Annotated in this window: 25 protein-coding genes and 3 tRNA genes; 21 read left to right on the top strand and 7 right to left on the bottom strand. The window is 70.2% G+C overall.

Annotated features, from left to right (window positions below):
* The first annotated feature begins 318 nt into the window (after positions 1-318).
* The 14 genes from OG385_RS11795 (at position 319) to OG385_RS11730 (ending at position 13,101) form a co-directional block, all read left to right on the top strand.
* Complete coding sequence (locus OG385_RS11795; protein ID WP_266854348.1) at positions 319-672, top strand: NADH-quinone oxidoreductase subunit A; 354 nt, start codon at positions 319-321, stop codon at positions 670-672.
* Positions 663-1,298 carry an NADH-quinone oxidoreductase subunit B gene (locus tag OG385_RS11790; protein WP_266854346.1) on the top strand — a complete coding sequence of 212 codons (636 nt, stop codon included), beginning with the start codon at positions 663-665 and terminating at the stop codon, positions 1,296-1,298. The genes OG385_RS11795 and OG385_RS11790 overlap by 10 nt, the downstream gene beginning before the upstream one ends.
* Positions 1,298-2,650 carry an NADH-quinone oxidoreductase subunit C gene (locus tag OG385_RS11785; RefSeq protein WP_266854344.1) on the top strand — a complete coding sequence of 451 codons (1,353 nt, stop codon included), beginning with the start codon at positions 1,298-1,300 and terminating at the stop codon, positions 2,648-2,650. Before OG385_RS11790 ends, OG385_RS11785 begins: the two co-directional genes overlap by 1 nt.
* Positions 2,647-3,615, top strand: a complete 969-nt coding sequence (locus tag OG385_RS11780; protein WP_266854342.1) for a complex I subunit 1 family protein — start codon at positions 2,647-2,649, stop codon at positions 3,613-3,615. Before OG385_RS11785 ends, OG385_RS11780 begins: the two co-directional genes overlap by 4 nt.
* Positions 3,615-4,292, top strand: a complete 678-nt coding sequence (locus tag OG385_RS11775) for an NADH-quinone oxidoreductase subunit I (RefSeq protein ID WP_266854340.1) — start codon at positions 3,615-3,617, stop codon at positions 4,290-4,292. The genes OG385_RS11780 and OG385_RS11775 overlap by 1 nt, the downstream gene beginning before the upstream one ends.
* Positions 4,289-4,936: an NADH-quinone oxidoreductase subunit J gene (locus OG385_RS11770; protein ID WP_266854338.1), complete on the top strand. Its 648-nt coding sequence runs from the start codon at positions 4,289-4,291 to the stop codon at positions 4,934-4,936. The genes OG385_RS11775 and OG385_RS11770 overlap by 4 nt, the downstream gene beginning before the upstream one ends.
* Positions 4,936-5,394, top strand: a complete 459-nt coding sequence (gene nuoK / locus OG385_RS11765) for an NADH-quinone oxidoreductase subunit NuoK (RefSeq protein ID WP_266854337.1) — start codon at positions 4,936-4,938, stop codon at positions 5,392-5,394. The genes OG385_RS11770 and nuoK overlap by 1 nt, the downstream gene beginning before the upstream one ends.
* On the top strand, positions 5,391-7,391 hold the full coding sequence (locus tag OG385_RS11760) for an NADH-quinone oxidoreductase subunit L (RefSeq protein ID WP_266854335.1): 2,001 nt from the start codon (positions 5,391-5,393) through the stop codon (positions 7,389-7,391). The genes nuoK and OG385_RS11760 overlap by 4 nt, the downstream gene beginning before the upstream one ends.
* Positions 7,392-7,418: 27 nt before the next feature.
* On the top strand, positions 7,419-9,155 hold the full coding sequence (locus OG385_RS11755; protein WP_266860780.1) for a NuoM family protein: 1,737 nt from the start codon (positions 7,419-7,421) through the stop codon (positions 9,153-9,155).
* Positions 9,152-10,666 (top strand): NADH-quinone oxidoreductase subunit N, encoded by a 1,515-nt coding sequence (locus OG385_RS11750; RefSeq protein ID WP_266854333.1) that lies wholly within the window; start codon positions 9,152-9,154, stop codon positions 10,664-10,666. Before OG385_RS11755 ends, OG385_RS11750 begins: the two co-directional genes overlap by 4 nt.
* 160 nt (positions 10,667-10,826) lie before the next feature.
* A complete protein-coding gene (locus tag OG385_RS11745) occupies positions 10,827-11,285 on the top strand; it encodes an MscL family protein (RefSeq protein WP_266854331.1) in 459 nt (152 codons plus the stop codon).
* A gap of 154 nt (positions 11,286-11,439) precedes the next feature.
* Complete coding sequence (htpX, locus tag OG385_RS11740; protein WP_266854330.1) at positions 11,440-12,303, top strand: zinc metalloprotease HtpX; 864 nt, start codon at positions 11,440-11,442, stop codon at positions 12,301-12,303.
* A complete protein-coding gene (locus tag OG385_RS11735; RefSeq protein ID WP_266854328.1) occupies positions 12,300-12,692 on the top strand; it encodes a YccF domain-containing protein in 393 nt (130 codons plus the stop codon). The genes htpX and OG385_RS11735 overlap by 4 nt, the downstream gene beginning before the upstream one ends.
* A 136-nt stretch (positions 12,693-12,828) precedes the next feature.
* On the top strand, positions 12,829-13,101 hold the full coding sequence (locus OG385_RS11730; protein ID WP_266854326.1) for a GlsB/YeaQ/YmgE family stress response membrane protein: 273 nt from the start codon (positions 12,829-12,831) through the stop codon (positions 13,099-13,101).
* 121 nt (positions 13,102-13,222) lie between these two features.
* Here OG385_RS11730 and OG385_RS11725 read toward each other — a convergent pair whose 3' ends face one another.
* The 3 genes from OG385_RS11725 to OG385_RS11715 all read right to left on the bottom strand — a co-directional run bounded on the left by OG385_RS11725 (position 13,223) and on the right by OG385_RS11715 (position 15,314).
* Positions 13,223-13,945 carry an alpha-ketoglutarate-dependent dioxygenase AlkB gene (locus OG385_RS11725; protein WP_266854325.1) on the bottom strand — a complete coding sequence of 241 codons (723 nt, stop codon included), beginning with the start codon at positions 13,943-13,945 and terminating at the stop codon, positions 13,223-13,225.
* A gap of 43 nt (positions 13,946-13,988) precedes the next feature.
* Positions 13,989-14,504 carry a methylated-DNA--[protein]-cysteine S-methyltransferase gene (locus OG385_RS11720; RefSeq protein ID WP_266854323.1) on the bottom strand — a complete coding sequence of 172 codons (516 nt, stop codon included), beginning with the start codon at positions 14,502-14,504 and terminating at the stop codon, positions 13,989-13,991.
* Between the two features lie 321 nt (positions 14,505-14,825).
* On the bottom strand, positions 14,826-15,314 hold the full coding sequence (locus tag OG385_RS11715) for a YajQ family cyclic di-GMP-binding protein (RefSeq protein ID WP_266854321.1): 489 nt from the start codon (positions 15,312-15,314) through the stop codon (positions 14,826-14,828).
* A 200-nt stretch (positions 15,315-15,514) separates the two neighbouring features.
* On the opposite strand from OG385_RS11715, the gene OG385_RS11710 reads away from it, so the two are divergent.
* Positions 15,515-15,596: transfer RNA gene (locus OG385_RS11710), tRNA-Tyr, on the top strand.
* A 112-nt stretch (positions 15,597-15,708) separates the two neighbouring features.
* Here the strand turns inward: OG385_RS11710 and OG385_RS11705 are convergent.
* The 4 genes from OG385_RS11705 to OG385_RS11690 all read right to left on the bottom strand — a co-directional run bounded on the left by OG385_RS11705 (position 15,709) and on the right by OG385_RS11690 (position 20,097).
* Positions 15,709-16,254: a GyrI-like domain-containing protein gene (locus tag OG385_RS11705; RefSeq protein WP_266854320.1), complete on the bottom strand. Its 546-nt coding sequence runs from the start codon at positions 16,252-16,254 to the stop codon at positions 15,709-15,711.
* Entirely contained in the window at positions 16,254-16,910 is a 657-nt protein-coding gene (locus OG385_RS11700) for an SDR family oxidoreductase (RefSeq protein ID WP_266854318.1), read from the bottom strand. Before OG385_RS11700 ends, OG385_RS11705 begins: the two co-directional genes overlap by 1 nt.
* Positions 16,911-17,258: 348 nt before the next feature.
* On the bottom strand, positions 17,259-18,605 hold the full coding sequence (locus tag OG385_RS11695; RefSeq protein ID WP_266854316.1) for an MFS transporter: 1,347 nt from the start codon (positions 18,603-18,605) through the stop codon (positions 17,259-17,261).
* 232 nt (positions 18,606-18,837) lie between these two features.
* Positions 18,838-20,097, bottom strand: coding sequence for an amidohydrolase family protein (locus tag OG385_RS11690; RefSeq protein ID WP_266854315.1), 1,260 nt, complete (start codon positions 20,095-20,097; stop codon positions 18,838-18,840).
* Positions 20,098-20,392: 295 nt separating this feature from the next.
* Here OG385_RS11690 and OG385_RS11685 point away from each other — a divergent pair.
* The 6 genes from OG385_RS11685 (at position 20,393) to OG385_RS11660 (ending at position 22,642) form a co-directional block, all read left to right on the top strand.
* Positions 20,393-20,465: transfer RNA gene (locus OG385_RS11685), tRNA-Thr, on the top strand.
* Between the two features lie 44 nt (positions 20,466-20,509).
* Positions 20,510-20,582, top strand: a tRNA-Met gene (locus tag OG385_RS11680).
* 85 nt (positions 20,583-20,667) lie between these two features.
* On the top strand, positions 20,668-20,832 hold the full coding sequence (gene rpmG, locus OG385_RS11675; protein ID WP_006604855.1) for a 50S ribosomal protein L33: 165 nt from the start codon (positions 20,668-20,670) through the stop codon (positions 20,830-20,832).
* Positions 20,833-21,000: 168 nt separating this feature from the next.
* Positions 21,001-21,453 (top strand): MaoC family dehydratase N-terminal domain-containing protein, encoded by a 453-nt coding sequence (locus OG385_RS11670; protein WP_266854313.1) that lies wholly within the window; start codon positions 21,001-21,003, stop codon positions 21,451-21,453.
* Positions 21,454-21,455: 2 nt separating this feature from the next.
* Entirely contained in the window at positions 21,456-21,893 is a 438-nt protein-coding gene (locus tag OG385_RS11665; RefSeq protein ID WP_266854311.1) for a MaoC family dehydratase, read from the top strand.
* A 200-nt stretch (positions 21,894-22,093) separates the two neighbouring features.
* Positions 22,094-22,642, top strand: a complete 549-nt coding sequence (locus tag OG385_RS11660) for a TetR/AcrR family transcriptional regulator (RefSeq protein WP_266854309.1) — start codon at positions 22,094-22,096, stop codon at positions 22,640-22,642.
* The last annotated feature ends 37 nt before the right edge of the window (positions 22,643-22,679 follow it).

Below are 22,679 nucleotides of genomic sequence, written 5' to 3'. Positions count from 1 at the left end.
TAACCCCACCATGCGGCGGGCCCGGTGCCGGACGCTGTGCCGGATCCGGCTGCTTACCAAGTGTTTATCAGGGCCTAGACTCCCGTGCGTACGGATCGTCGAACGTGGCGAATGTGACGGACGAGGCGACGAAAAGGGCGCAGGGAGCGAGGGCCGGACGTGCCGGGACCGACCGTTGCCGCGGCGGGCCGAGCGGTTCTCGCCGCGAGCCAGACGGGCCACGCAAGCCATGCGAGTCACGCGGGGCACGCGGGGCACGCAAGGTATGCAGATTACGCGGGCCACGCTGAGAGCTCCGGGTACTCGGACTACTTCCACATGTACTCGGTCGTCGGTGTCATCGCGGTCGTCGGCGTGCTCTTCGTCGCCGTGGCCTTCGGCGCCGGACGGCTGCTGCGGCCCGTGGTGCCGACCCCCGAGAAGCTGCTGACGTACGAGTGCGGCGTCGACCCCGTCGGCGAGGGCTGGGCGCACACCCAGGTCCGCTACTACGTCTACGGCTTCCTCTACGTGATCTTCGCGGTGGACTCGATCTTCCTCTTCCCGTGGGCGACGGTCTTCGCGGCCGACGGATACGGGTCGGCGACGCTGGTGGAGATGTTCATCTTCCTCGGTTTCCTGGCCGTGGGACTGCTCTACGCATGGAAGAAGGGCGTCCTCGAATGGACGTGACGAACCCCGTCGATCTGCCGGATCCGCAGCTGCCCAGCAGCCAGGCGCAGACCGGCCAGCTGCCGGAAGCCGCCCGCCCGCAGCGGCTGGGCGTGCTCTCCCGGCTGGCCCCCGAACCCATGAAGGTGGTCCTCAACTGGGGCCGCCGGTACAGCCTGTGGGTCTTCAACTTCGGCCTCGCCTGCTGCGCCATCGAATTCATCGCGGCCTCCATGGCCCGGCACGACTTCATCCGGCTCGGCGTGATCCCGTTCGCGCCGGGCCCCCGCCAGGCCGACCTGATGATCGTCTCCGGCACGGTCACGGACAAGATGGCACCCGCGGTCAAGCGGCTGTACGAGCAGATGCCCGAGCCGAAGTACGTCATCTCCTTCGGCGCCTGCTCCAACTGCGGCGGCCCGTACTGGGACTCGTACTCCGTGACCAAGGGCGTCGACCAGATCATCCCCGTCGACGTGTACGTACCCGGCTGCCCGCCCCGCCCCGAAGCGCTCCTTCAGGGCATCCTGAAGCTCCAGGAGAAGATCGCCAGGGAGTCGCTCGGCGAGCGCTACTCCGCGCCCTCCACCGCCCAGTTGACCAGCGGCCTCATCAGCCCGCCGCCGGTACCGGGGGCGGGACGGTGATGCAGGTGACGCACCCGTACGACCGGCTCCCCGAAGCCGCCACCGAACTCTTCGGCGAGGAAGCCACCGCCGGGCACAGTTACGACCTGCTCACCGTCGACGTACCGGCCGCCTCCTGGCTCGCCGCCCTGGAGACCGCCAGGGACCGGCTCGGCTGCACGTACTTCGACTGGCTGTCCGCCGTCGACGAACCGGACACCGGCTTCCGGGTCTGCGCCCACGTCGTAGCACTCGAAGGCCGTACGGTGCGCCGTCTGCTCGTACGCACCACGGTCCCGCACACCGCACCGGTCCTGCCGTCCGCCGTCGCGGTCTACGCGGGGGCGAGCTGGCACGAACGCGAGACGCACGAGATGTTCGGCGTCACCTTCACCGACCACCCGCACCTGGTGCCGCTCCTGCTGCCCGAGGGCTTCGAAGGCCACCCGCTGCGCAAGGACTTCGTCCTCGCGGCCCGCGTCGTGAAGGCCTGGCCGGGCGCGAAGGAGCCGGGGGAGTCCACGGCCGGGCACGGCGCGGGAGCCGGTGGTGCGAAGCGCCGCCAGATGCTGCCGCCCGGCGTCCCCGACCCCAACGAGTGGGGCCCGCAGAAGGGCCAGCTCCCCCCGGCCCCGGCCCGCCCGGCACGCGCCGCACGCGCGGCGGGCGACCGCCCGGCCCGGCGCGCCCGCAGCGTGAACGAAGGCTCCACAAGCCAGTCACCGGCCACGGCGGGGAACGGGGAGCCCCAGGCCCAGGCCTCAACTGCCCAAGGCCCGGCCGGGAGCGCGACTCCCGGTCAGGTCCAGGACGGGGGAACGGCACCGGCGACTGCGGCGGAGACTCCCGCTTCGTCCCCCGGGACACCTGCTGGGAGGACGCCCGCCGGGCGCACACCGGCGGGTCCTCGGCGGAGCCGGAGCGTGTCCGAGGGGTCCACATCCCAGCGGGCGGCCGAGCCCACGCCCCCGGCGGCCCCACCCGCCCCGGCGGGCAGCGACGACGCGCCCTGGCGCAACGCCCGCCCGGCCTTCGAGCCGCCGCAGGGGCCGGCCACGGGGGAGGAACCCACCGAGACCCCGGCGACGGAGGACGGGTCGACGGAGGACCGGTCGACCACCGAGAAGGCACCTGAGCGCGAGCCCGGGACAGAGCGCGAGCCCGAGACAGAGCCCGAGCCCGAGCCCGAGCGCGAGACAGAGCCCGAGCCCGAACGCGAAACCGGGCCTGAGCCCGAGGCAGAGCCCGAAACCGCGCCCAAGTCCGAAACCGCACCCGAGACCGACCCCAACACCCGTCCCGCCCCCCGTCCCGACACCCCCCGTCCCGACACCCCTCGTCCCGATACCCCCGCCGGAGGCGATGCCGCGTGAACGACGTACTCGACGTCGCCATCCGGCTGGTCATCGTCTTTGTCGCCTTCCTCGTCCTCCCGCTGCTCGTGGGGCAGGCCGAGCACAAGGTCATGGCCCATATGCAGGGCCGCCTCGGCCCCATGTACGCGGGCGGATTCCACGGCTGGGCCCAGCTCGTCGCGGACGGGGTGAAGTTCGCGCAGAAGGAGGACATCGTCCCGGCGGATGCCGACCGGCGGATCTTCCAACTCGCCCCCGCCGTCGCCCTGCTCCCGTACCTGCTCGTCCTGCTGGTCATTCCGGTCGGGCCGGGCGAGGGCGCGGTGGGGCAGGTCGTCGACGCGGGGATCTTCTTCGTGCTGGCCGTGATGGGCGTCGGTGTACTCGGCTCGCTCATGGCGGGCTGGGCGTCGGCCAACAAGTTCTCGCTCCTCGGTGGAATCCGTACCGCCGCGCAGCTCCTCGCGTACGAACTGCCGATGCTGCTCGCCGCGGCCTCCGTAGCGATGGCGGCCGGAACGGTCTCCCTGCCCGGCATCCTGGACGCGTTCGCCTGGTGGTGGATCCCGTGGCAGATCGTCGGTGGCCTGGTGTTCTTCACGGCGGGGCTCGCCGAACTCCAGCGCCCGCCCTTCGACATGCCCGTCGCCGACTCGGAGATCATCTTCGGCGCCTACACCGAGTACACGGGGCTGCGCTTCGCGCTCTTCCTGCTCTCCGAGTACGCGGGCATCGTCATCCTCTGCGGTCTCACCGCTGTGCTCTTCCTCGGCGGCTGGCACGGCCCCTGGGGCAGCGACGGACTCGGCTGGGTCTGGATGCTCCTCAAGACGGCCGTCCTGGCCTTCGGCGTGATCTGGCTCCGTGTGACCTATCCGCGGCTCCGTGAGGACCAGCTCCAGAAGCTGGCCTGGACCGTACTCATCCCGCTGGCCCTCGCGCAGATCGCGCTCACCGGCATTGTGAAGGTGGCGATCAGCTGATGCCTCCCGTTCCCGGTTCCGGTCTGGCCAAGGGCCTGGCCGTGACGCTCCGCACCATGACCAAGAAGACGGTCACCGCGCAGTACCCGGACGTCCAGCCCGAACTCCCGCCCCGCTCCCGCGGTGTCATCGGGCTGTTCGAGGAGAACTGCACCGTCTGCATGCTCTGCGCCCGCGAGTGCCCCGACTGGTGCATCTACATCGACTCCCACAAGGAGACGCTGCCGGCGGCCGCGCCGGGCGGACGCGAGCGCAGCCGCAACGTCCTCGACCGCTTCGCGATCGACTTCGCGCTCTGTATGTACTGCGGTATCTGCATCGAGGTGTGCCCCTTCGACGCGCTGTTCTGGTCCCCGGAGTTCGAGTACGCGGAGACCGACATCCACGAACTCACCCACGAGCGCGACAAGCTCCGCGAGTGGATGTGGACCGTGCCGGCGCCCCCCGCGCTCGACCCGGCCGCCGAAGAGCCCAAGGAGATCGCCGCCGCACGCAAGGCGGCGGACAAACTCGAAGCCGCCGAGCAGGCAGCGCAAGCCGCACAGGCCGAGCAGGCAGCGCAGACCGGGCAGGCAGCGCAAGCCGCACAGGCCGAGCAGGCAGCGCAGACCGGGCAAGCCGCACCGGGCGAGCAGAGCCACCCGCACAACCAGCAGGAGCAGGAGGGGGAGGCGTGAGTCGCGCAGCAGACGCGGTCGCCTTCGCAGCCGCAGCCCACCCCGGGTTCCTGTCCCCGACGGGCGTCGAGATCGCGTTCCTCCTCGTCGGCATCGCCACCTTCGGCGCGGCGGTCGTCACTGTCACGACCCGGCAGCTGGTACATGCCGCACTGTGGCTGATCGTGGCCCTCGGCGGTCTCGCCATCGAATACCTGCTGCTGACGGCCGAGTTCATCGCCTGGGTGCAGGTTCTGATCTATGTCGGCTCCGTCGTCGTCCTCCTGCTCTTCGGACTGATGCTCACCAAGGCCCCCATCGGCCGCTCTCCGGACGCCGATTCGGAGAACCGCTGGGTGGCACTCGCGGTCGCCGTCGCCGCGGCCGCCGCACTCGTCTGGGTGGTCGTCGACGCGTTCCGTACGACCTGGATCAACCTCCACGGACCGGTCCAGGGCTCCACCAAGGCATCCGGCGAGAGCCTCTTCCGCAACTGGGTCCTGCCCTTCGAAGCGCTCTCCGTGCTCCTGCTGGCTGCCCTGGTGGGGGCGATCGTCCTGTCCCGGAAGAACAGCGCGGCCAAGGCCGGCGCAGCCCAGAACAGCGCAGCCGGGACCAGCGCAACCGAGAACGGCGCAGCCCGGAACAACAGGGAGCAGCGCTGATGCATCTCGTCTATCCCGCCGTGCTCGCAGCCCTCCTCTTCTGCACCGGGCTGTACGGAGTCCTCGCCCGCCGCAACGTCATCCTGATCCTGATGTCCGTCGAGCTGATGCTCAACGCCGTCAACCTCAACCTCGTTGCCTTCGACGTATGGCTGCGCGACAAGCTCCACTCCGGGCAGGCACTCACCCTCTTCACGATCGCCATCGCCGCCGCCGAGATCGGCATCGGCCTCGCGATCGTCCTGGCGGTCCACCGGAACCGGGGTACGACGGACATCGACAAGCTCCGCGACACCGCCGAATCACCGGACCCCGCCGAATCACCGAACCCCGACGACCCGCACGACCCGGAAGACCCGGACGACCCGCACGGTCCCGATGACCCGCACGGACCCCACGACCCGGACGACCCCGACGGACCCGAAGACCGCGAGGAGAAGGCAGAGGCTGCCGCGTGACCACGACGACCCTCGCCGTCCTCGTTCCGCTCCTTCCCTTCCTGGGAGCAGTGGCCGGACTCCTGCTCGGCCGTATCGCGCCCGGATTCGTCCGCCCGCTGGCCATCCTCCCGACGCTCGCCGCAGCCGCACTCGCGATCACCGTGGCCGTCCGGCAGGGCGGCGGCCAGGCCATCGAAGCTGCCACCCGGCTCACCCCGACCGGCTCCGTACCCATTGACCTGTCCCTGTACGTCGACGGCTTCGCCGCTCTCGTCGCCGTCCTGGTCGTGACCGTCGCCGGATGCGTGCAGATCTACTCGACCGCCTATCTGCGCGACGACCCGCGCTACCCCTCGTACGCGGCGATCGTCTCGCTCTTCACCTCCGCGATGCTGCTCGTCGTCTACTCGGGCGACCTGATGGTGCTGCTCGTCGGCTGGGAAGTCATGGGCATCTGCTCGTACTTCCTCGTCGGCCACTACTGGGAGACCGCCGAAGCCCGATCCGCCTCCCTCAAAGCCTTCCTGGTCACCAAACTCGGTGATGTCCCCTTCCTGATCGGCCTGTTCGCGCTCGCCACCGACGCCGGAACGTTCCGCATCACCGGCATCCTGCGGACCGTCTCCGACGGCGGGCTCCACCACCCCACGCTGATCGCCCTGCTGCTGCTCGCCGGCGTCGCCGGAAAGTCCGCGCAGTTCCCGCTGCACACCTGGCTGCCCGACGCCATGGCGGGCCCCACCCCCGTATCTGCCCTGATCCACGCAGCCACCATGGTCGCCGCCGGTATCTACTTCGTCGCCAGGCTGCTGCCCGTCTTCGCGGCATCCGGGGCCGCCATGACCGTCCTCGCTGTCATGTCCGCGATCACCATGATCGGATCGGCACTCGCCGCCCTCGCCCAGGACGACATCAAACGCGTCCTCGCCTACTCGACCATCGGGCAACTCGGCTACATGTCGGGCGCCCTGGCCGTCGGCGACCGCGGCGCCGCCGTCTTCCACCTCCTCTCGCACGGCGCGTTCAAGGCACTCCTCTTCCTCGGCGCCGGCGTGGTCATCCACGCCGCGGGCACCAACTCCCTGGCCGCCATGAGCCGTATGGACAACCTGCCCAAGCGCATCCCCGACGCCTTCTGGACGATGACCATCGCCCTGCTCGCACTCGCCGCCATCCCGCCCTTCGCCGGATTCTTCTCCAAGGAGTCCGTCCTCAGCGCCGCCGAGAACACCGCGCTCGGCGACAGCGCCATCGCCCCCGCGGGCGCCGGCTGGACCGTGCTGATCGCAGGCCTCGTCACCGCCCTGCTGACCGCTGCCTACGCCACCCGCCTCTGGCTCCTCGCCTTCCGCGGCAAGGGCAGTGAAGCCCCCGACCAGGGCAAGCAGCCCCTCGCCATGAACGGTGTGCTCTGGCTCCTCGCCATCCCCACCATCGGTTTCGGCCTCACCGCCGGCCGCCTCAGCGACTGGTTCGACGGCCACAGCCTCGCCCCGACCCTCACCACCTCCGTCCTCGGGACCGGCGTCGCCCTCGTCGGCGGCCTCGTCACCTACGGCACCTGGCGCCACACCACGGCCATGGCACAGCAGCCCCCCATCGGCGCCGTCACCGCCCACCCGGACGCAGACCCCGGCACCGTCGAAGCCGAAGCCATCGCCACCCACCGCTCCGTCTACGGCAGCATCGCCTCGGCCCCCGACCCCCTCGACCCCGGCAGGCTGCTCCTCGGCCCGCTCCACCGCCACGCGGCGACCGGCTTCCACCTCGACGCCCTCTACACCGCAGCCTTCGTACGCCCCGTACTCGCCGCAGCCCAACTGGTCCGCTTCCTGGACCGCGAGGTCATCGACACCTACGTACGCGGTGCGAGCGCAGCACCCCGCTGGCTGGGGGCCGCCTTCCGCCGGGCCCAGACCGGCAACCTGCAGACCTACCTCAGCGCCCTGCTCGCCGGATCCGTCGTCCTGGTGATCGCCGCCGTCGCCCTTGCCAACGCCTACGCCGGATCGTGAGCCGTGATCGATATCAGCGCATCCGTGATGCAGTTCCTTCTGGCGTTCATCGTCGCCGCCCCGGTCATCGGCGCCGTCGCCGCACTGCTGCCCGCACCACCCGGGCTGCGGGGCAGGACACCCCAGCAGGCCGTGCTCCGCCACGGTGTGATCGTCACCGGCACCGTGCTCATCGCCGCGATCGTCCTCGCGCTCGGCTTCGACCGCGACCACCCGTCGAAGATGCAGGCCACCACCGACATCAGCTGGATCCCGGCACTCCACGTCCGGATCCATCTGGGCACAGACGGCATCTCGCTCCCCCTTCTCGTACTGACCGCGCTGCTGACCTTCCTCTGCGCGCTCTACTCCTGCTTCAAGCCCCCCGCGGGCCCGTCCCCCAAGGCGTTCGTCGCTCTCGTCCTCCTCCTCGAATCGGGGACGCTCGCCACCTTCGCCGCCCTCGACCTGGTGCTCTTCTTCCTGGCCTTCGAGATGGTCCTCATCCCGATGTACTTCCTCATCGCCCGCTGGGGCGGCGCCGAACGCACCGCCGCCGCCTGGAAGTTCATCCTCTACACCGTGCTCGGCTCCGTCGTCATGCTGCTCGGCATCCTCCTCATCGGCGTGAAGAGCGGCACACTCGACATGGTGGCACTCGCCACTGACAACGGCCGCGACCTCACCCACACCACCCAGGTCATCGCGGTCCTCGCCATCGCCATCGGCCTCGCCGTGAAGACCCCGATGTGGCCGCTGCACAGCTGGCTCCCCGACGCCCACACCGCGGCGCCCACCGCCGGCTCGGTCCTCCTCGCCGGCGTCATGCTCAAGATGGGCACCTACGGATTCGTCCGCATCGCCCTGCCCATCGCACCCGAAGGCATGCACGCCTTCGCCCCCTACCTCGCGGCCTTCGGCGTCGTCGGCATCATCTACGGATCGCTCGCCTGCCTCTCGCTCGCCCGGCGAGGCAACAAGGGCGACCTCAAGCGCCTCATCGCCTACTCCTCCGTCGGCCACATGGGCTTCGTACTCCTCGGCATCGCGTCGATGACCCCCACCGGCGTCAACGGCGCGCTCTTCGCCAACATCGCCCACGGCCTCATCACCGGGCTGCTCTTCTTCCTCGTCGGCGCGCTCAAGGACCGGTACGGCACCGCCGACCTCGACACGCTCGCCGGCGCCACCGGCGCCGCCCTCTACGGCCGGGCACCCCGGCTCGGCGGCCTCGTCGCCTTCGCCGCCGTCGCCTCGCTCGGCCTGCCGGGACTCGCCGGGTTCTGGGGCGAGATGCTCACCATGTTCGGCGCCTTCGACCCGGCCAGGGGGCTCAGCCGCCCCGCCTTCCTCACCTTCATGTCGCTCGCGGCCCTCGGCACCCTGCTCACGGCCGCGTACCTCCTCCTCGTCGTACGCCGCGTCTGCATGGGCAGCGCCCCGCAGACCACACCCGACGCACCCGACGCAGGCGACGCACGGGAATCCCGAGAACCCCGGCAACCCCAGCCCGCCCCCGCCGAGCCACCCGCAGCCCCCGCACCCGGCAGCAGCCGGCACGCCGAGGGCCACGAGAACCGGCACGCCGATGGCCACGGGACCAAGGGCATCCAGGACGTCCAGGAGATCAAGGGCAGCCAGGAGATCCAGGACGTCCAGGGCTACGAGCTCGCCACCTGGAGCCCGCTCGTCGCCCTCACCGTCCTCGCCGGTCTGTGGCCCGCGGCCCTCCTCGGCCTGACCGACCCGGCCGTGCAGAAGCTCCTCGCAGGAGGCAAGGCATGAGCTCCCTCGTCCAGTCCGTCGACTGGCTCGCGATCGCCCCGCCCGTCATCGTCGCCGCGACCGCGCTGATCATCCTTGTCGCCGACCTCTTCGTCCCCGACCACCGCAAGCCGCTCCTCGGCTGGACCGCGGTCGCCGGACTCGCCGCCGCCGTCCTCATGCTCCTGCCCCTGCGCCACGGCAGCCGCTCCACCTTCTGCCTCACCACCGGCCACGGAGCCTGCAGCTACACCGCGGACCACTTCACCCTCGCCATCCAGCTGCTCGTACTGGGCGGCGCCCTGCTCACCGCACTGCTCTCGATGAGCGAGACCGGCGGCGACCGCCTCCCGGCCGGCGAATTCTGGTTCCTGCTGCTCGCCTCCGCCTCCGGCGCCGCGCTGCTGCCCGCATCGCGGGACCTCGCCACGCTCGTCGTCGCCCTCGAAGTGGCCTCGCTGCCCGCCTTCGCCCTCGTCGGCCTCAAGCGCGGCAACCGCCTCTCCTCCGAGGCGGCCCTCAAGTTCTTCCTGTCCTCGGTCACCGCGACCGCCGTCACGCTGCTCGGCGTCAGCTTCGTCTACGCGGCCACCGGCACCCTGCACCTCACCGGCATCGCCACCGCCCAGGTCTACCCGCAGCTCAACACCCTCGCCGAGGCAGGAGTCGTCCTCACCCTCGTCGGCTTCGCCTTCAAGACGGCCGTCGCGCCCTTCCACTTCTGGGTCCCCGACACCTACGTCGGCGCACCCCTGCCCATCGCCGCGTACCTCTCCGTCATCGGGAAGGCCGTCGGCTTCTCCGGGCTCATCCTCGTGACCGTCGTCGCGTTCCCCGGGTACGCCAACATCTGGGGCCCGGCCATCGCCGTGCTGGCCGCCCTCACCATGACCGTCGGCAACGCCGCCGCCCTGCGCCAGCAGGCCACCCGCGCCCACAGCGCCGTCCGGCTCCTCGCCTGGTCCTCCATCGGCCAGGCCGGATACCTCCTCGTACCGATCGCCGCCGCCGGCTACACCTCGGACCGCGAAATCGGCTCCACCGTCGCGTACGCCCTCATGTACGCGGTAGTGAACCTCGGCGCATTCGCCACGGTGGCCCTCGTCGCCCGCTCCCGCCCCGGCAAACGCCTGAGCGACTACCGCGGCCTCTGCGCCACGCGGCCCTTCACCGCCCTGGCGCTCGCCTTCTTCCTGCTCTGCCTGGCCGGACTGCCCCCCGGCATCATCGGCCTCTTCGCCAAGGTCACCGTCTTCCAGAGCGCGGTCGACGCGGGCCTTGGCTGGCTCGCCGTCATCATGGCCGTCAACGTCGTCATCGCCTTGTACTACTACCTCCGCTGGACGGCTGTGCTGTTCCGCACACCCCGGACCGACACGGCCCCGGCCGGGCCCGCGGCCGGCGACACCCGCCCCGGCCTGCGCATCCCCGTCCCGCTCACCCTCACCGTCGCACTCGCGGCCGCTGCCGGAGCCGTACTCTCCGTCGACCCCCAGCTGGTCCTGCACTTCGCGTCCGGCAGCCTCTTCTGAGTTTTGCTACGGTCTTCGGCCGGGCGCACACCACGGACGGCGCTCCGGCGCACGCCCCGGGGCAGAGGCAGTACGACGCCGGAGAGCGGCACCGAAGGCGCGCCGGAGCAGCGCGCAGGACTACCGAAGCCACCGAAACCACCGAATCAAGGAGCAACCAGTGCTGAGCGGGTTCAAAGACTTCATCCTCCGCGGGAACGTCATCTCACTGGCCATCGGCCTCGCCGTGGGATCCGCCTTCACGGCAGTCGTCACCGCACTCAGCACCGCCTTCATCACACCCCTCATCGGCCTCGCCACCAGCTCCGCCATGGGCGACTTCAGCAAGGCCGAGTTCACCGTCGACGGCGCCCACTTCCGCTACGGCCTGCTCATCAACGCCGGAGTCGCCTTCCTCGTGACCGCCGCGGTCCTCTACTTCTGCGTCGTCGTCCCGCTGGCCAAGATCCAGTCCCGCTTCACCGCCGACAAGCCCGTCGACATCAAGGCGGCCCTCCGCGACTGCCCGTACTGCTACACCGAGATCCCGGCCGTCGCCTCCCGCTGCGCCCACTGCACCAGCCAGGTCGAGCCCGTGCCCGAGGCCCTGGCGCTGGTGAAGGTCCCCGCTCAGGGCTGACCCACCCGTACGGCGCACACCACGGGCCGCGCGCACAAGGGAACTAGCCTCCCTCGCCTGGCGTTGACCAGTGAGGGAGGGTCCACTGGACAGTGACCAGTGGACTGAGCCACTGAGCGAAGGTTCCCCTGCCGCACGACTTGGAGGGCGTACCGTGCACCGCCGGCACAACGGGCTGAGGACAGCTGTCCTCCTCGGGGGGCTGTCAGCCCTCCTCATCGTCATCGGCAGCTTCTTCGGCCGTACGGGCCTGATCGTCGCGCTCGTCGTCGCGCTCGGCACCAACGCGTACGCCTACTGGAACAGCGACAAGCTCGCCCTGCGCGCCATGCGGGCCCGGCCCGTCAGCGAATTCGAGGCCCCGGCGCTCTACCGCATCGTCCGCGAGCTCTCCACCGCGGCCCGCCAGCCCATGCCCCGGCTCTACATCTCGCCGACCCAGGCGCCCAACGCCTTCGCCACCGGGCGGAACCCGCGCAACGCCGCCGTCTGCTGCACCGAGGGCATCCTCCAGATCCTGGACGAACGCGAGCTGCGCGGAGTCCTGGGCCACGAACTCAGCCATGTCTACAACCGCGACATCCTGATCTCCTCGGTCGCCGGCGCCCTGGCCTCCGTCGTGATGTTCCTGGTGAACTTCGCCTGGCTCATCCCGGTCGGCCGCTCCGACGACGACGAGGGACCCGGCCTCATCGGTATGCTGTTGATCATGATCCTGGGCCCGCTGGCCGCATCCCTCATCCAACTGGCCGTCAGCCGCTCACGCGAGTACGAGGCCGACGCGTCGGGTGCCCAGCTCACCGGCGACCCGCTCGCCCTCGCAGGCGCGCTGCGCAAGCTGGAGGCCGGTACGAAACAGTTGCCACTGCCCCCCGAGCCCCGGATCGAGACCGCGAGCCACATGATGATCGCGAACCCTTTCCGTCCCGGTCAGGGACTGTCCAAGATGTTCTCCACACACCCGCCCATGGCGGAGCGCATCTCCCGACTCGAACAGATGGCAGGTCCCCGGACATGAAGACCATCCTCAACATCATCTGGCTCGTCCTGTGCGGCTTCTGGATGTTCCTCAGCTACCTTCTCGCGGGCGCGCTGCTCTGCATCACCATCATCGGCATCCCGTTCGGAATCGCCGCGTTCCGTATCGGTGTCTACGCCCTCTGGCCCTTCGGCTACATGGCGGTGGACCGCTCCGACGCCGGATCCCCGTCCTGCGTGGGCAACGTCCTGTGGCTGGTCCTCGCCGGCTGGTGGCTCGCACTCGGCCACATCTTCACCGGCGTCGCCCTGTGCATCACCATCATCGGCATCCCCCTGGGCATCGCGAACTTCAAGCTGATCCCCGTCTCGCTGATGCCGCTGGGCAAGGAGATCGTCCCCACGGACCAGCCCTTCGCCGCCCGCTGAACCGGCCCGGACGGCGAATCCCACCACACCCGCATCACTGATCCCTGCCACCACGCCTCCGCGACCAGCGACGCAACCAAGCAGTGCCGCCTCAACGTCTCTGTTTAAGACACCGAACGTAAGGCAGGCTCTGCTCATGGGAATCATCAGCTGGATCATCCTCGGACTGCTCGCAGGGGCCATCGCCAAGTTCCTGCTCCCCGGCCGTGACCCGGGAGGGCTCGTCGGCACCACCCTCATAGGCATCGTGGGCGCCTTCGTCGGAGGATGGGGCGCCTCGCATTTCTTCAACCACCCGGTGGCGAAGCACTTCTACGACGGCGCGACCTGGATCTCCGCCATCGTGGGCGCACTTGTCCTGCTGGTTCTCTACCGGCTGCTCTTCGGCAACTCCCGCTCACACCGCTGACCGCGCACTCGCGCTGATCGCACACCCACCCGTATGTCCGGGCGGTGTCCGGGCGGCCCGGGCCACCACCACTCGCCCGCGGCCGCCGCTGATCACCCGCGATCACCCGCGATCGCCCTGATCACCCGCGGCGGTCAGGGCCGCCGAGCCCCGTCTCCCGCAGCGTGATGTTCAACCGCCCGCCCCGCAGCCCCACCGCAGGATCAGCCGTCTCCGGAAGGACCTTCGGGACACCGTGGTACGCGAACCGCGAAGGTCCTCCGAAGACAAACAGATCCCCGGACGCCAACCTCACATCCGTATAGGGCCGCCCCCGCCCCTCCGGGTTCCCGAAACGGAAGACGCAGGTGTCGCCCAGGCTCAGTGACACCACAGGAGCTGCGCACCGCTCCTCCTTGTCCTGGTGCATGCCCATCCGCGCGTCACCGTCGTAGAAGTTCACGAGCGCCGCATCCGGCGCATACACGGCACCGGTGCCTCCGGCGTCTCCCGCACCGCCCGCATCTCGGGCCCATCCAGCAGCTCCGGCGCCCCCGTACGCCTCAGTCACCGCGGACCGCCCCAACTCCGCCAGCCAGCCCGGGAATTCAGCCACCCGCGCACCGTTCACATCGTCGGCGGTACGCGCATAGCGGTACGGCTGCCAGTGCCACCCGAGACACACCGTCCGTACGGACATCACGCCCCCGCCCGGCAGTTGCGTGTGCCGCAGTGGCACAGGACCTCGCGCCCACTCGCGGCACGCGGCGACCAGCTCCTGCTGGCGTTCCACCGACAGCCACTCCGGAACATGCACCGCACCGGGCGCGACCTCCACCCGGTCCCGCGGGAACAGCCCGGTCATACGGCTGGACCCGCCCCGCGGCCCCGGCCGGCGCACCGCCCCGTCACGACGCGCGCGTCCCTTCGAGCCCCAGCAGCCACTGCTTGCGCTCCAGCCCGCCCGCGTACCCGCGCAGCGCTCCGTCGGCGCCGATCACCCGGTGGCACGGCCGTACGACCAGCAGGGGATTGCGCCCGATCGCGGTGCCCACGGCCCGCACTCCGGCGCCCGAGAGCCCGATGCGCCCCGCGAGCTCCCCGTACGACACCGTGGTGCCGTACGCGAGACCGTCCAGCGCGGCCCACACCCGCTGCTGGAAGTCGGTTCCACCACCCGCGTAGTCGATCTCGAACCGGGTCGACTCACCGGCGAAATAGGCCCGCAGCTGGTCGGTGATCCAGGTGAACGCAGCCGGATCCCGGCGCCACCCCGCGCCGGCGGCGTCCTGGGCGGACACACCGCCCTTCTGGCCCGGCACCGACAGCGAGACCAGCGCCACACCGCCCCGCGCGTCCGCCGATTCCTCGCCCACCAGCAGCAGCTCACCGAGCGGACTGCCAGCCGTTGTCCAGACCGTCATCGGTCGCTCCCTTCCTCGCAGCGTTCCGGCGGCTGTTCCACCGGGACACCTACGAGTCTGCGATACCCGGACCATCCGGACCGGCGGATTTCGGACGTCACATGTCACGCCATGTGCCACGCCATGTATCGCGCCACATTCCATACCGATGCCACGTCACACGCCGCGCTGCCTGTCGCGCCTCGTGGCCCAACGGTGAGGGCACAACGCGGGCCGCCGTCGAAGCGGCCCCGGCGATGTGCCCCCGTCGTGCCCGTGAAGTCTGCGAAGTCTGCCTGCCGGCGTCCGGCGTCCGGCGTCCGTGCAGGTCAGGCCAGCTGCTTAGCGGTAGTTCACAAACTGCAGCGCGAAGTCGAAGTCCTTGCCCTTCACCAGCGCCTGCACGGCCTGCAGATCGTCCCGGCTCTTGGAGCTGACCCGCAGTTCCTCGCCCTGGACCTGCGCCTTGACGCCCTTGGGGCCCTCGTCGCGGATGACCTTCGCGACCTTCTTGGCGTTGTCCTGCGAGATGCCCTCCTCGATGGAGGCGAAGATCTTGTACTCCTTGCCGGACAGCTGCGGCTCGCCCGCGTCCAGCGCCTTGAGCGAGATCCCGCGCTTGATCAGCTTGGTCTGGAAGACGTCGAGGATCGCGGTGACCCGCTCCTCGGTGTTCGCCTGCATCAGGATCTTCTCGCCCGACCAGTCGATGGAGGCGCCGACGTTCTTGAAGTCGTAACGCTGCGAGATCTCCTTGGCGGCCTGGTTGAGGGCGTTGTCGACCTCTTGCCGCTCGACCTTCGAGACGATGTCGAAACTGGAGTCGGCCATGTCCTGTGGCTCCTTGTATCGGGTGTGGTGTGGGGTACGACCGGTGTCCCGGCCTGTTGCGCGCAAGCCTAAGGGCTGCGCCACGGCCGCCCCCGCCCGTCCCTGATCAATCGGGTGGCGAAGCACCCCTTGTCATCAGGTATCGTTTACGTCGTTGCCACGGACTCCCGCAGCACGCGGATCCGCAGCGACAAAACCCCGGCGGTGTGCCCGAGTGGCCAAAGGGAGCAGACTGTAAATCTGCCGGCTCAGCCTACCCAGGTTCGAACCCTGGCGCCGCCACTGGAATCAGCCTCTGACCAGCATTTCTGGTCAGAGGCTTTCTGGTTCTCCGGCCCTGTGCGACCGGCCTTCTGTCCGATGGCTGCGGCTGCGGCTGCCGCTGCCGCTCCGGCTATGGCTGCGAGCCGGGGTCCGCGAGCCGGAAGGCCAGCTCCATCTCCCACTTGGACATGTCCGGCTCCTCCCGTGGATCCGTCTTGTAGATCTCCAGCCGGCAGCCCCACTCCTCGACGACGTCGGCCTTCTCCATGTCCCACTCCATGCCACGGGCCGCCGCGTACTCCAGCAGGCCCGCGGTGACCCCCAACAGCTCGTCCGGGTGCCCGATGTGGGTGACCGTCAGATACCGGCCCGCCGGCAGAGTGCCGGTGAAGACCTCACCCGCGTCGGCGTCGGCCTCGTTGACATCGGCGTCGAACGCGGCCCCCAGCGGCTCAGCCACCGGCACACCCGCCTCGACCTCCATGCCGCGTTCGATGTCGATGACGTCGTACCGGAAGAAGGGCGGCCCAGCCGGTTCGATCCCGCGTTCGGTGAGCCGGCCGAACACCTCCGCCAGCCGGTCGGCGATCACCGGGAACGTGTCCATGGTGACGGTCTCCCGGATCGCCGCGTACGGCTGCGCCGCCCGCTCGACGGCCACTGGTGGGTTCTGCATCAGTTGCCCGCCACGTCCTTCACGGCGACAGACACCGGCACCGATCCGCCGATCAGCTCCAGGGTCAGACCCGCGGTCGCCGGGGTCTCGACCAGCTCGGCGAGCACCGCCGCTACGTCGTCGCGCGGGATCTGGCCCCGGCCGGTCCGGGCCTCCAGGCGTACGTGTCCGGTGCCCGCGTCGTCGGTCAGCGCGCCCGGGCGCAGCACCGTCCAGTCCAGGGTGCGCCGGGCCCGTACGGCGTCGTCCGCCGCACCCTTGGCCCGCAGATAGGCGTCGAAGACCTCGTCGCCCCGGTGGGTGCTGTCGGCGCCCATGGACGAGACGATGAGATAGCGGCGTACGCCTGCCTGCTCGGCGGCGTCCGCGAGTTTGACCGCCGCGTCGCGGTCCACGCTGTCCTTGCGTTCGACGGTGCTGCCGGGGCCCGCACCTGCCGCGAAGACCACTGCGTCGGCGCCCGAAAGGGCCTGGGCAACCTGGTCCACGGTGGCCGACTCCAGGTCGAGGACGACCGGTTCGGCGCCTGCGGATCTCAGGTCGTCGGCCTGTCCTGCGGCGCGGATGATGCCCGCGACCTCGTCGCCGCGCGCGGCGAGCAGCCGCTCCAGCCGCAGCGCGATCTGACCGTGTCCACCTGCGATGACAATGCGCATGTTTCTGACGGTACGCTCCGGCGGCCCGCGCGCTCAGGAATGCCCGTTGCTGAAGGTGTTCGTGTGACTCGGTCCTGTAGTTGCCCGCTGAGCGTCCCGGGTGCCGGGGCCGCGATGAAGAAGCGCGATGAAGGTGCCCGATCAAGGCGCCCGATGAAGAAGATGAAGAAAGCGGCTGGAGAACGCCGGATGTGCGGCCCGGCACGGGAAGGGCTCCAGCAGCCCCGCGAGGCGCCGGTCAGGATGGCGTACGGCAGCAACCGGCCCCGCCTTCCGCCTGCTTGACAGCCGGACAGCCGGACAGCCGGACAGACAGCCGGACGACCGGAGGGCGGCCCGTGGTCACTGTCACTCGCCGTCCCTGTGCGCCCCGGCCGGCACGCACAGCCACGCGAGAGCCGCTGCGGTCAGGTAGGCGAGGGCCCCGATGGCCATGCTGCCGCGCAGCCCGGCCCCGTAGCCGGTACTGGTGGCCAGCAGGCTGCCTCCGAGTGCCACCCCCGTGGCGCTGCCGATCTGGCGGGTGGTGTTGAACAGGGCGGAGGCGGCTCCCGCGTACGCCGGGGGCGCCGCACCCATCACCGTGGTGGTCGAACCGGTGAGCGCGAAGGACGTACCGAATCCGGTGGCCATCATCGGGGCCACCAGCAGGGGGTAGGCGGGATCCGAGCCCGCCGCGGCCCAGCCGGCCAGCCCGATGGCGCCCAGGAGCATGCCGCAGACCACCAGAGGGCGGTCACCGGTGCGGCGGCTCAGTCGCCCGGACAGGACGGAGGCGAACATCGTCATCGCCACCGCCGGGAACAACGCCAACCCGGTTTCAAGGGCGGTGAAGCCGCGCTGGTGCTGGAAGTCGAGGCTGGCGGTGAACACCATGCCGTAGAAAGCGAAGTTGAACAGCAGGCCGATGGCGGCCCCGCCGCTCATCGCGGGTGAACGCAGCAGCCACAGGGGAAGGACGGGGGACCGGGCGAGCCGCTCTCGGATCACGAACGCTGCGACCGCCGTTACGGCCAGGCCCAGGCCGGCGAGGACAGCAGGATCGGACCAGCCACGCCGTCCGGCCTCGTTCAGCCCGGCGATCAGCAGGGCCACCGCCGCCACCACGGCGCACTGGGCAGGCCAGTCCAGGGGGCGGCCGGGGTGCCGCGGCGAGGGTGCGACGTGACGCAGCGTCAGCAGCAGGCAGGCCGCTCCGACGGGGAGATTGATGAGGAAGACCCACCGCCAGCCCACCGTGGACACCAGCAGCCCGCCCAGCAGCGGCCCGGCGGAGGCGGCGACGCCCGCCATCGCCCCCCACAGCCCGAAGGCACGTGAGCGTGCCGCCTGCACCTGGTAGGACTCCTGGAGCAGAGCGAGGGAGCCGGGGACGATCAGCGCCGCGCCGAGTCCTTCCGCGAGGCGCGCCACGACGAGGAAGGAGTCACTCGGCGCGAAGGCGCACGCGGCAGAGGACGCCGTGAACACCACCACGCCCGAACAGAAGATGCGGCGGTTGCCCAGCCGGTCGCCCAGCGCGCCACCGGTCATCAGGAACCCGGCGAAGACCAGGGTGTACCCGTCCGTGATCCACTGGATGCCGGTCAGTGAGGCCGACAGGTCCCGGCCCACCACGGGCACAGCGACGTTGATGATGGTGACGTCCAGGATGACCATGAAGTAGCCCGCACACACGGCCAGCAGCGGTGCCACAGAGCGTCCTGGGGCCGTCGGGCCCGGTCGGGGGCGCCCGGGTCCGTCACCACCGATCGACTGGGCGAAGGGCACGTCACCGGCTCCGTTCTGTCGGCGCGATCACTGCGCGGTCCCGTTGTTCTTCGCCGGACCCGGCAGCCCTGCCGCCGGCGGGGGTGGGCGCGCGGAGCTGACGCGATGGCCTCCGGGGCGCTCCGGGGCCACCGGCCCGGGGCGGTGCCGCCAACCCTCAGGGCCCGGCGCCGGCCCGTCCCTGCCGCGGCAGTTCGAGTGCGCTGGGGGCGGTCGAGTCGCAGTACTCGCGAACCGCGTTGGTCCGTGCGACGACCCGTCCGCGGTGGATCACGATCCTGCTGTACGCGAGGGAGAGCACCGCGGAGAGCTGCTCCCCGCGTACGGCGAGCAGCTCGGCGGGGAAGCCCGCCTCCACCCGTACCTCGGGGAGCCCCATGGCCTCGCGCGGCGCCGAACTGACCGCGCTGTACGCGGCGTCGGGCCGCAGGCCGCTCTGCGACGCGAGCAGGTACGCGGCCTCCAGGGGGTCGCCGCGGCCGACCGGGTTGGCCAGGTCGCGCAGTGCGCCGCTGCCCGCGGCGACGCGTACGCCGGCTGTGCGGAGCAGCCGTACGGGCGCGGTCCCGCGGCTCTCCACCCCGCCGCAACCGCCCTGGGGCTGGCAGATCACGGTGACGCCCGCGGCGGCGAGCCGCCCGGCGGCGCGGACCGCCGTGTCGTGCGGGAGCCGGGAGAGTCCGCCGCAGGGGCCGATGGCGACGCCGGGGCGCAGCCCGCCGGACATGGCGGCGAGCCGGGCGAGCCGGGCGGGGTCGTCACCCTCGGTGTGCAGATCGACGGCGCAGCCGTGTTCTGCGGCGACTTCGAGGACGGCCTGGGTGTATCCGGTCGGATCCGGGTCGAGGTCGGGGCAGCCTCCGACGACGGTGGCGCCCATCTTCACGGCGTCGCGCAGCATGGCGAGGCCGTCGGCGCCGGCGACGCCGGTGAGCAGCCGGGGCACGGCGACGGTGGTGAGGTCGGTGAGTCCGCGCAGCGATCGCCGGGCCTGGAGTACGGCCTCCATGGCGCCGAGGCCCTGGACGTCGCCGATGCGGATGTGCGAGCGCAGGGCGGTGGCACCGTGTCCGAGCTGGAGGAGGGCGGCTTCGGTGGCGCGGCGCTGGATGTCGGGGACGGAGCCGGTGGTGGCGGGGCCCGGTCCCGGTCCGGCACCGGCGGTCAGCGCGGTGTCGCTGTGGGCGTGGGGTTCGGCGGGCGCGGGGAGCAGCAGATAGCCGTCGAGTTCGATACGGGAGACGGAGGCGCGGGCGCCGGGGGCGGTGAGGCTGCCTGCGGTGCCGACGGCTTCGATGAGCCCGTCGCTGATGCTGACGTCCACGGTGCGGCCGTCGGCCAGGCGGGCCCCGCGGAGGAGGAGCGCGGTGGTGTCTGCGGTGGCTCCTTCGGGAGGCCGCGGCTGGCTGTCGGGCATCGCGCTCCTGGGTGCTGGGCCGGGCATGACGTACGAGGTCACACAGCGTGAAGCGAGCCTATGGGGAAAGCCGGTCCTGCTTCGAGGAGGGGCGGATTAGTCGTACTGGGAGTGACTCCTGTGGCCGATGGGTCCCGTGGGCCGAACGGCGGCAGGAGAGGCTGGTGGGAGCCGAGCGGGAGGCGGGGCGACGCGGCGGAGAAGGGGGTGCGGAGAGGGGGGCCGGGAGGGGCGGGGAGGGGCGTTCATAAGGATTTGGGTGACGGCGAAGGACCGTGTAATGTCTTCATCGCTCGCCCCAATAGCTCAGTCGGTAGAGCGTCTCCATGGTAAGGAGAAGGTCTACGGTTCGATTCCGTATTGGGGCTCTGGTGCGGGAGCCCTCACCTTCGGGTGAGGGATTCCGTAGCAAAGCGGTGTAGCTCAGTCGGTAGAGCAAGCGGCTCATAATCGCTGTGTCACCGGTTCAAGTCCGGTCACCGCTACACACGGTAGCCGATGGTGGGCTCGGTCCTTCGATCGGCTACTCTTTTATGCGTTCATCCGTCCATCCGTCCAAGGAGCACTCACGTGGCTGCCACCGACGTCCGCCCGAAGATCACGCTGGCCTGCGTGGAGTGCAAGGAGCGGAACTACATCACCAAGAAGAACCGGCGTAACGACCCGGACCGTCTTGAGATGAAGAAGCACTGCCCGCGCTGCAACTCGCACACCGCGCACCGCGAAACGCGCTGACCCAGGCCGTTCTTTCCACAAGAACAGTTCTGCACCAGCGCAACTCTCCACAGGCACAGGCACGAGGTCGTCCCCTTACCGGGGGGCGGCCTCGCGTCATTTCTGCGGTTACTCGCAGTTATTGTGATTCTTTCCGATTCCCGGCACTCCACCAGGAGGTAGTGAGCCATGGCGCTCGACCAGTCCTTCGTGGGGCGGACCTATCCGCCCTCCGCGCCGTACGAGGTGGGCCGGGAGAAGATCCGCGAGTTCGCCGACGCGGTGGGTGACGCGAATCCCGCGTACACCGATGTGGATACGGCGAAGGCTCTCGGCCATGCCGATGTCATCGCTCCGCCGACGTTCGTTTTCTCGATCACTTTCAAGGCAGCCGGCGTCGTCGTCCAGGATCCGCAGCTGGGTCTCGACTACACGCGAGTGGTGCACGGTGATCAGAAGTTCGCCTACCGGCGCCCGGTCCGGGCGGGGGACCGGCTGACGGTCACCTCGACCATCGAGGCGATCAAGTCCCTGGCCGGGAACGACATCATTGATATTCGCGGTGAGGTCCACGACGAGTCCGGCGAGCACGTCGTGACGGCGTGGACGAAGCTGGTCGCGCGCGCGGCCGGGGAGGCGTGACGGTGACAGCGAAGATCTCCTACGGGAGCGTCGAGATCGGCACGGAGCTGCCGGCGCGGTCCTTCCCCGTGTCGCGGGCGACGCTGGTGCAGTACGCGGGCGCGTCCGGCGACTTCAATCCGATCCACTGGAACGAGAAGTTCGCGCTGGAGGTCGGGCTGCCCGACGTCATCGCGCACGGGATGTTCACCATGGCCGAGGCGATCCGGGTGGTGACCGACTGGGTCGGGGACCCGGGCGCGATCGTGGAGTACGGCGTCCGCTTCACCAAGCCGGTGGTCGTTCCGAACGACGCCGACGGGGCGCTGATCGAGGTCAGCGCCAAGGTCGCAGCTGTCGTCGGCGAGCCCGAGGACAAGACGGTGCGGGTGGATCTCACGGCGATGAGCGACGGCAAGAAGGTGCTGGGCATGTCCCGCGCGGTGGTCCGCCTCGCCTGAGGGCGTCGTGGCCGTGCGGTTTTGCCGCGTCGGTCTCGGCTGCGTGGGTCTGCTGCGCGTCGGCAGGGCGGTAGCGGCAGGACTTGGTGGCAAGGGGCGTTCGCGCAGGCGGGCGCCCCTTGCGTGTATGTGCTTGGAGCCGTGTGTGCTTGGACTTGACTTGGTTAGTAATCAGCCACTAACTTTCTCGTATGGTCAGGATGAGCGCAGAGGAGCGGCGCGAGAGCGTCATCCGTGCGGCGATGGTCGAATTCGCCCGCGGTGGCTATCACGGCACCTCCACCGAGGTGATCGCCAAGCGGGTGGGTGTCTCCCAGCCGTATCTCTTCCGGCTTTTCCCGAACAAGGGGGCCATCTTCCTCGCGGCCGCCGAGCGCTGCGTCGAGGAGACGTCGACCGTGCTCGTGACGGCGGCCGACGGTCTGCAGGGCGAAGAGGCCCACCAAGCCATGGGGCAGGCCTACCAGTCGCTCATCGCCGAGGACCCGGACAAGCTCCTGATGCAGATGCAGGTCTATGTCGCGGTGGCCTCCGCCGCGGCGTCGGGGGACCGCGAGTTCGGGCGGGCCGTGCGCGCCGCGTGGATGAGGCTGTACGACGCGGCCCACCTGGCCCTGGGTGCGGACGCCGACGAGACGACGTCGTTCCTGGCGTACGGGATGCTGATCAACACGCTGGTGTCGCTGGGCTTCGCCCCGGAGCACCGGGTGTGGACCGGCTTCTACGAGTCGGCACAGCCGAAGAAGTGAGCGGGCGGGCGCCCGATGAGTGGACGGCCCGCGGGCG

The sequence above is a fragment of the Streptomyces sp. NBC_01306 genome, assembly GCF_026340465.1.
Lineage (GTDB): Bacteria > Actinomycetota > Actinomycetes > Streptomycetales > Streptomycetaceae > Streptomyces.
The sequence above is the reverse complement of the archived record's forward strand: the minus strand, read 5'-3'. Positions and strand labels throughout refer to the sequence as shown.

What these genes read in the sequence shown, in the direction of transcription:
- OG385_RS11795 (WP_266854348.1), top strand. Translation starts at nt 319, where the DNA reads ATGTACTCGGTCGTCGGTGTCATCGCGGTCGTCGGCGTGCTCTTCGTC.
- OG385_RS11790 (WP_266854346.1), top strand. Translation starts at nt 663, where the DNA reads ATGGACGTGACGAACCCCGTCGATCTGCCGGATCCGCAGCTGCCCAGC.
- OG385_RS11785 (WP_266854344.1), top strand. Translation starts at nt 1,298, where the DNA reads ATGCAGGTGACGCACCCGTACGACCGGCTCCCCGAAGCCGCCACCGAA.
- OG385_RS11775 (WP_266854340.1), top strand. Translation starts at nt 3,615, where the DNA reads ATGCCTCCCGTTCCCGGTTCCGGTCTGGCCAAGGGCCTGGCCGTGACG.
- nuoK (WP_266854337.1), top strand. Translation starts at nt 4,936, where the DNA reads ATGCATCTCGTCTATCCCGCCGTGCTCGCAGCCCTCCTCTTCTGCACC.
- OG385_RS11755 (WP_266860780.1), top strand. Translation starts at nt 7,419, where the DNA reads ATGCAGTTCCTTCTGGCGTTCATCGTCGCCGCCCCGGTCATCGGCGCC.
- OG385_RS11750 (WP_266854333.1), top strand. Translation starts at nt 9,152, where the DNA reads ATGAGCTCCCTCGTCCAGTCCGTCGACTGGCTCGCGATCGCCCCGCCC.
- OG385_RS11735 (WP_266854328.1), top strand. Translation starts at nt 12,300, where the DNA reads ATGAAGACCATCCTCAACATCATCTGGCTCGTCCTGTGCGGCTTCTGG.
- OG385_RS11730 (WP_266854326.1), top strand. Translation starts at nt 12,829, where the DNA reads ATGGGAATCATCAGCTGGATCATCCTCGGACTGCTCGCAGGGGCCATC.
- OG385_RS11725 (WP_266854325.1), bottom strand. Translation starts at nt 13,945, where the DNA reads ATGACCGGGCTGTTCCCGCGGGACCGGGTGGAGGTCGCGCCCGGTGCG.
- OG385_RS11720 (WP_266854323.1), bottom strand. Translation starts at nt 14,504, where the DNA reads ATGACGGTCTGGACAACGGCTGGCAGTCCGCTCGGTGAGCTGCTGCTG.
- OG385_RS11715 (WP_266854321.1), bottom strand. Translation starts at nt 15,314, where the DNA reads ATGGCCGACTCCAGTTTCGACATCGTCTCGAAGGTCGAGCGGCAAGAG.
- OG385_RS11705 (WP_266854320.1), bottom strand. Translation starts at nt 16,254, where the DNA reads ATGCAGAACCCACCAGTGGCCGTCGAGCGGGCGGCGCAGCCGTACGCG.
- OG385_RS11700 (WP_266854318.1), bottom strand. Translation starts at nt 16,910, where the DNA reads ATGCGCATTGTCATCGCAGGTGGACACGGTCAGATCGCGCTGCGGCTG.
- OG385_RS11690 (WP_266854315.1), bottom strand. Translation starts at nt 20,097, where the DNA reads ATGCCCGACAGCCAGCCGCGGCCTCCCGAAGGAGCCACCGCAGACACC.
- OG385_RS11670 (WP_266854313.1), top strand. Translation starts at nt 21,001, where the DNA reads ATGGCGCTCGACCAGTCCTTCGTGGGGCGGACCTATCCGCCCTCCGCG.
- OG385_RS11660 (WP_266854309.1), top strand. Translation starts at nt 22,094, where the DNA reads ATGAGCGCAGAGGAGCGGCGCGAGAGCGTCATCCGTGCGGCGATGGTC.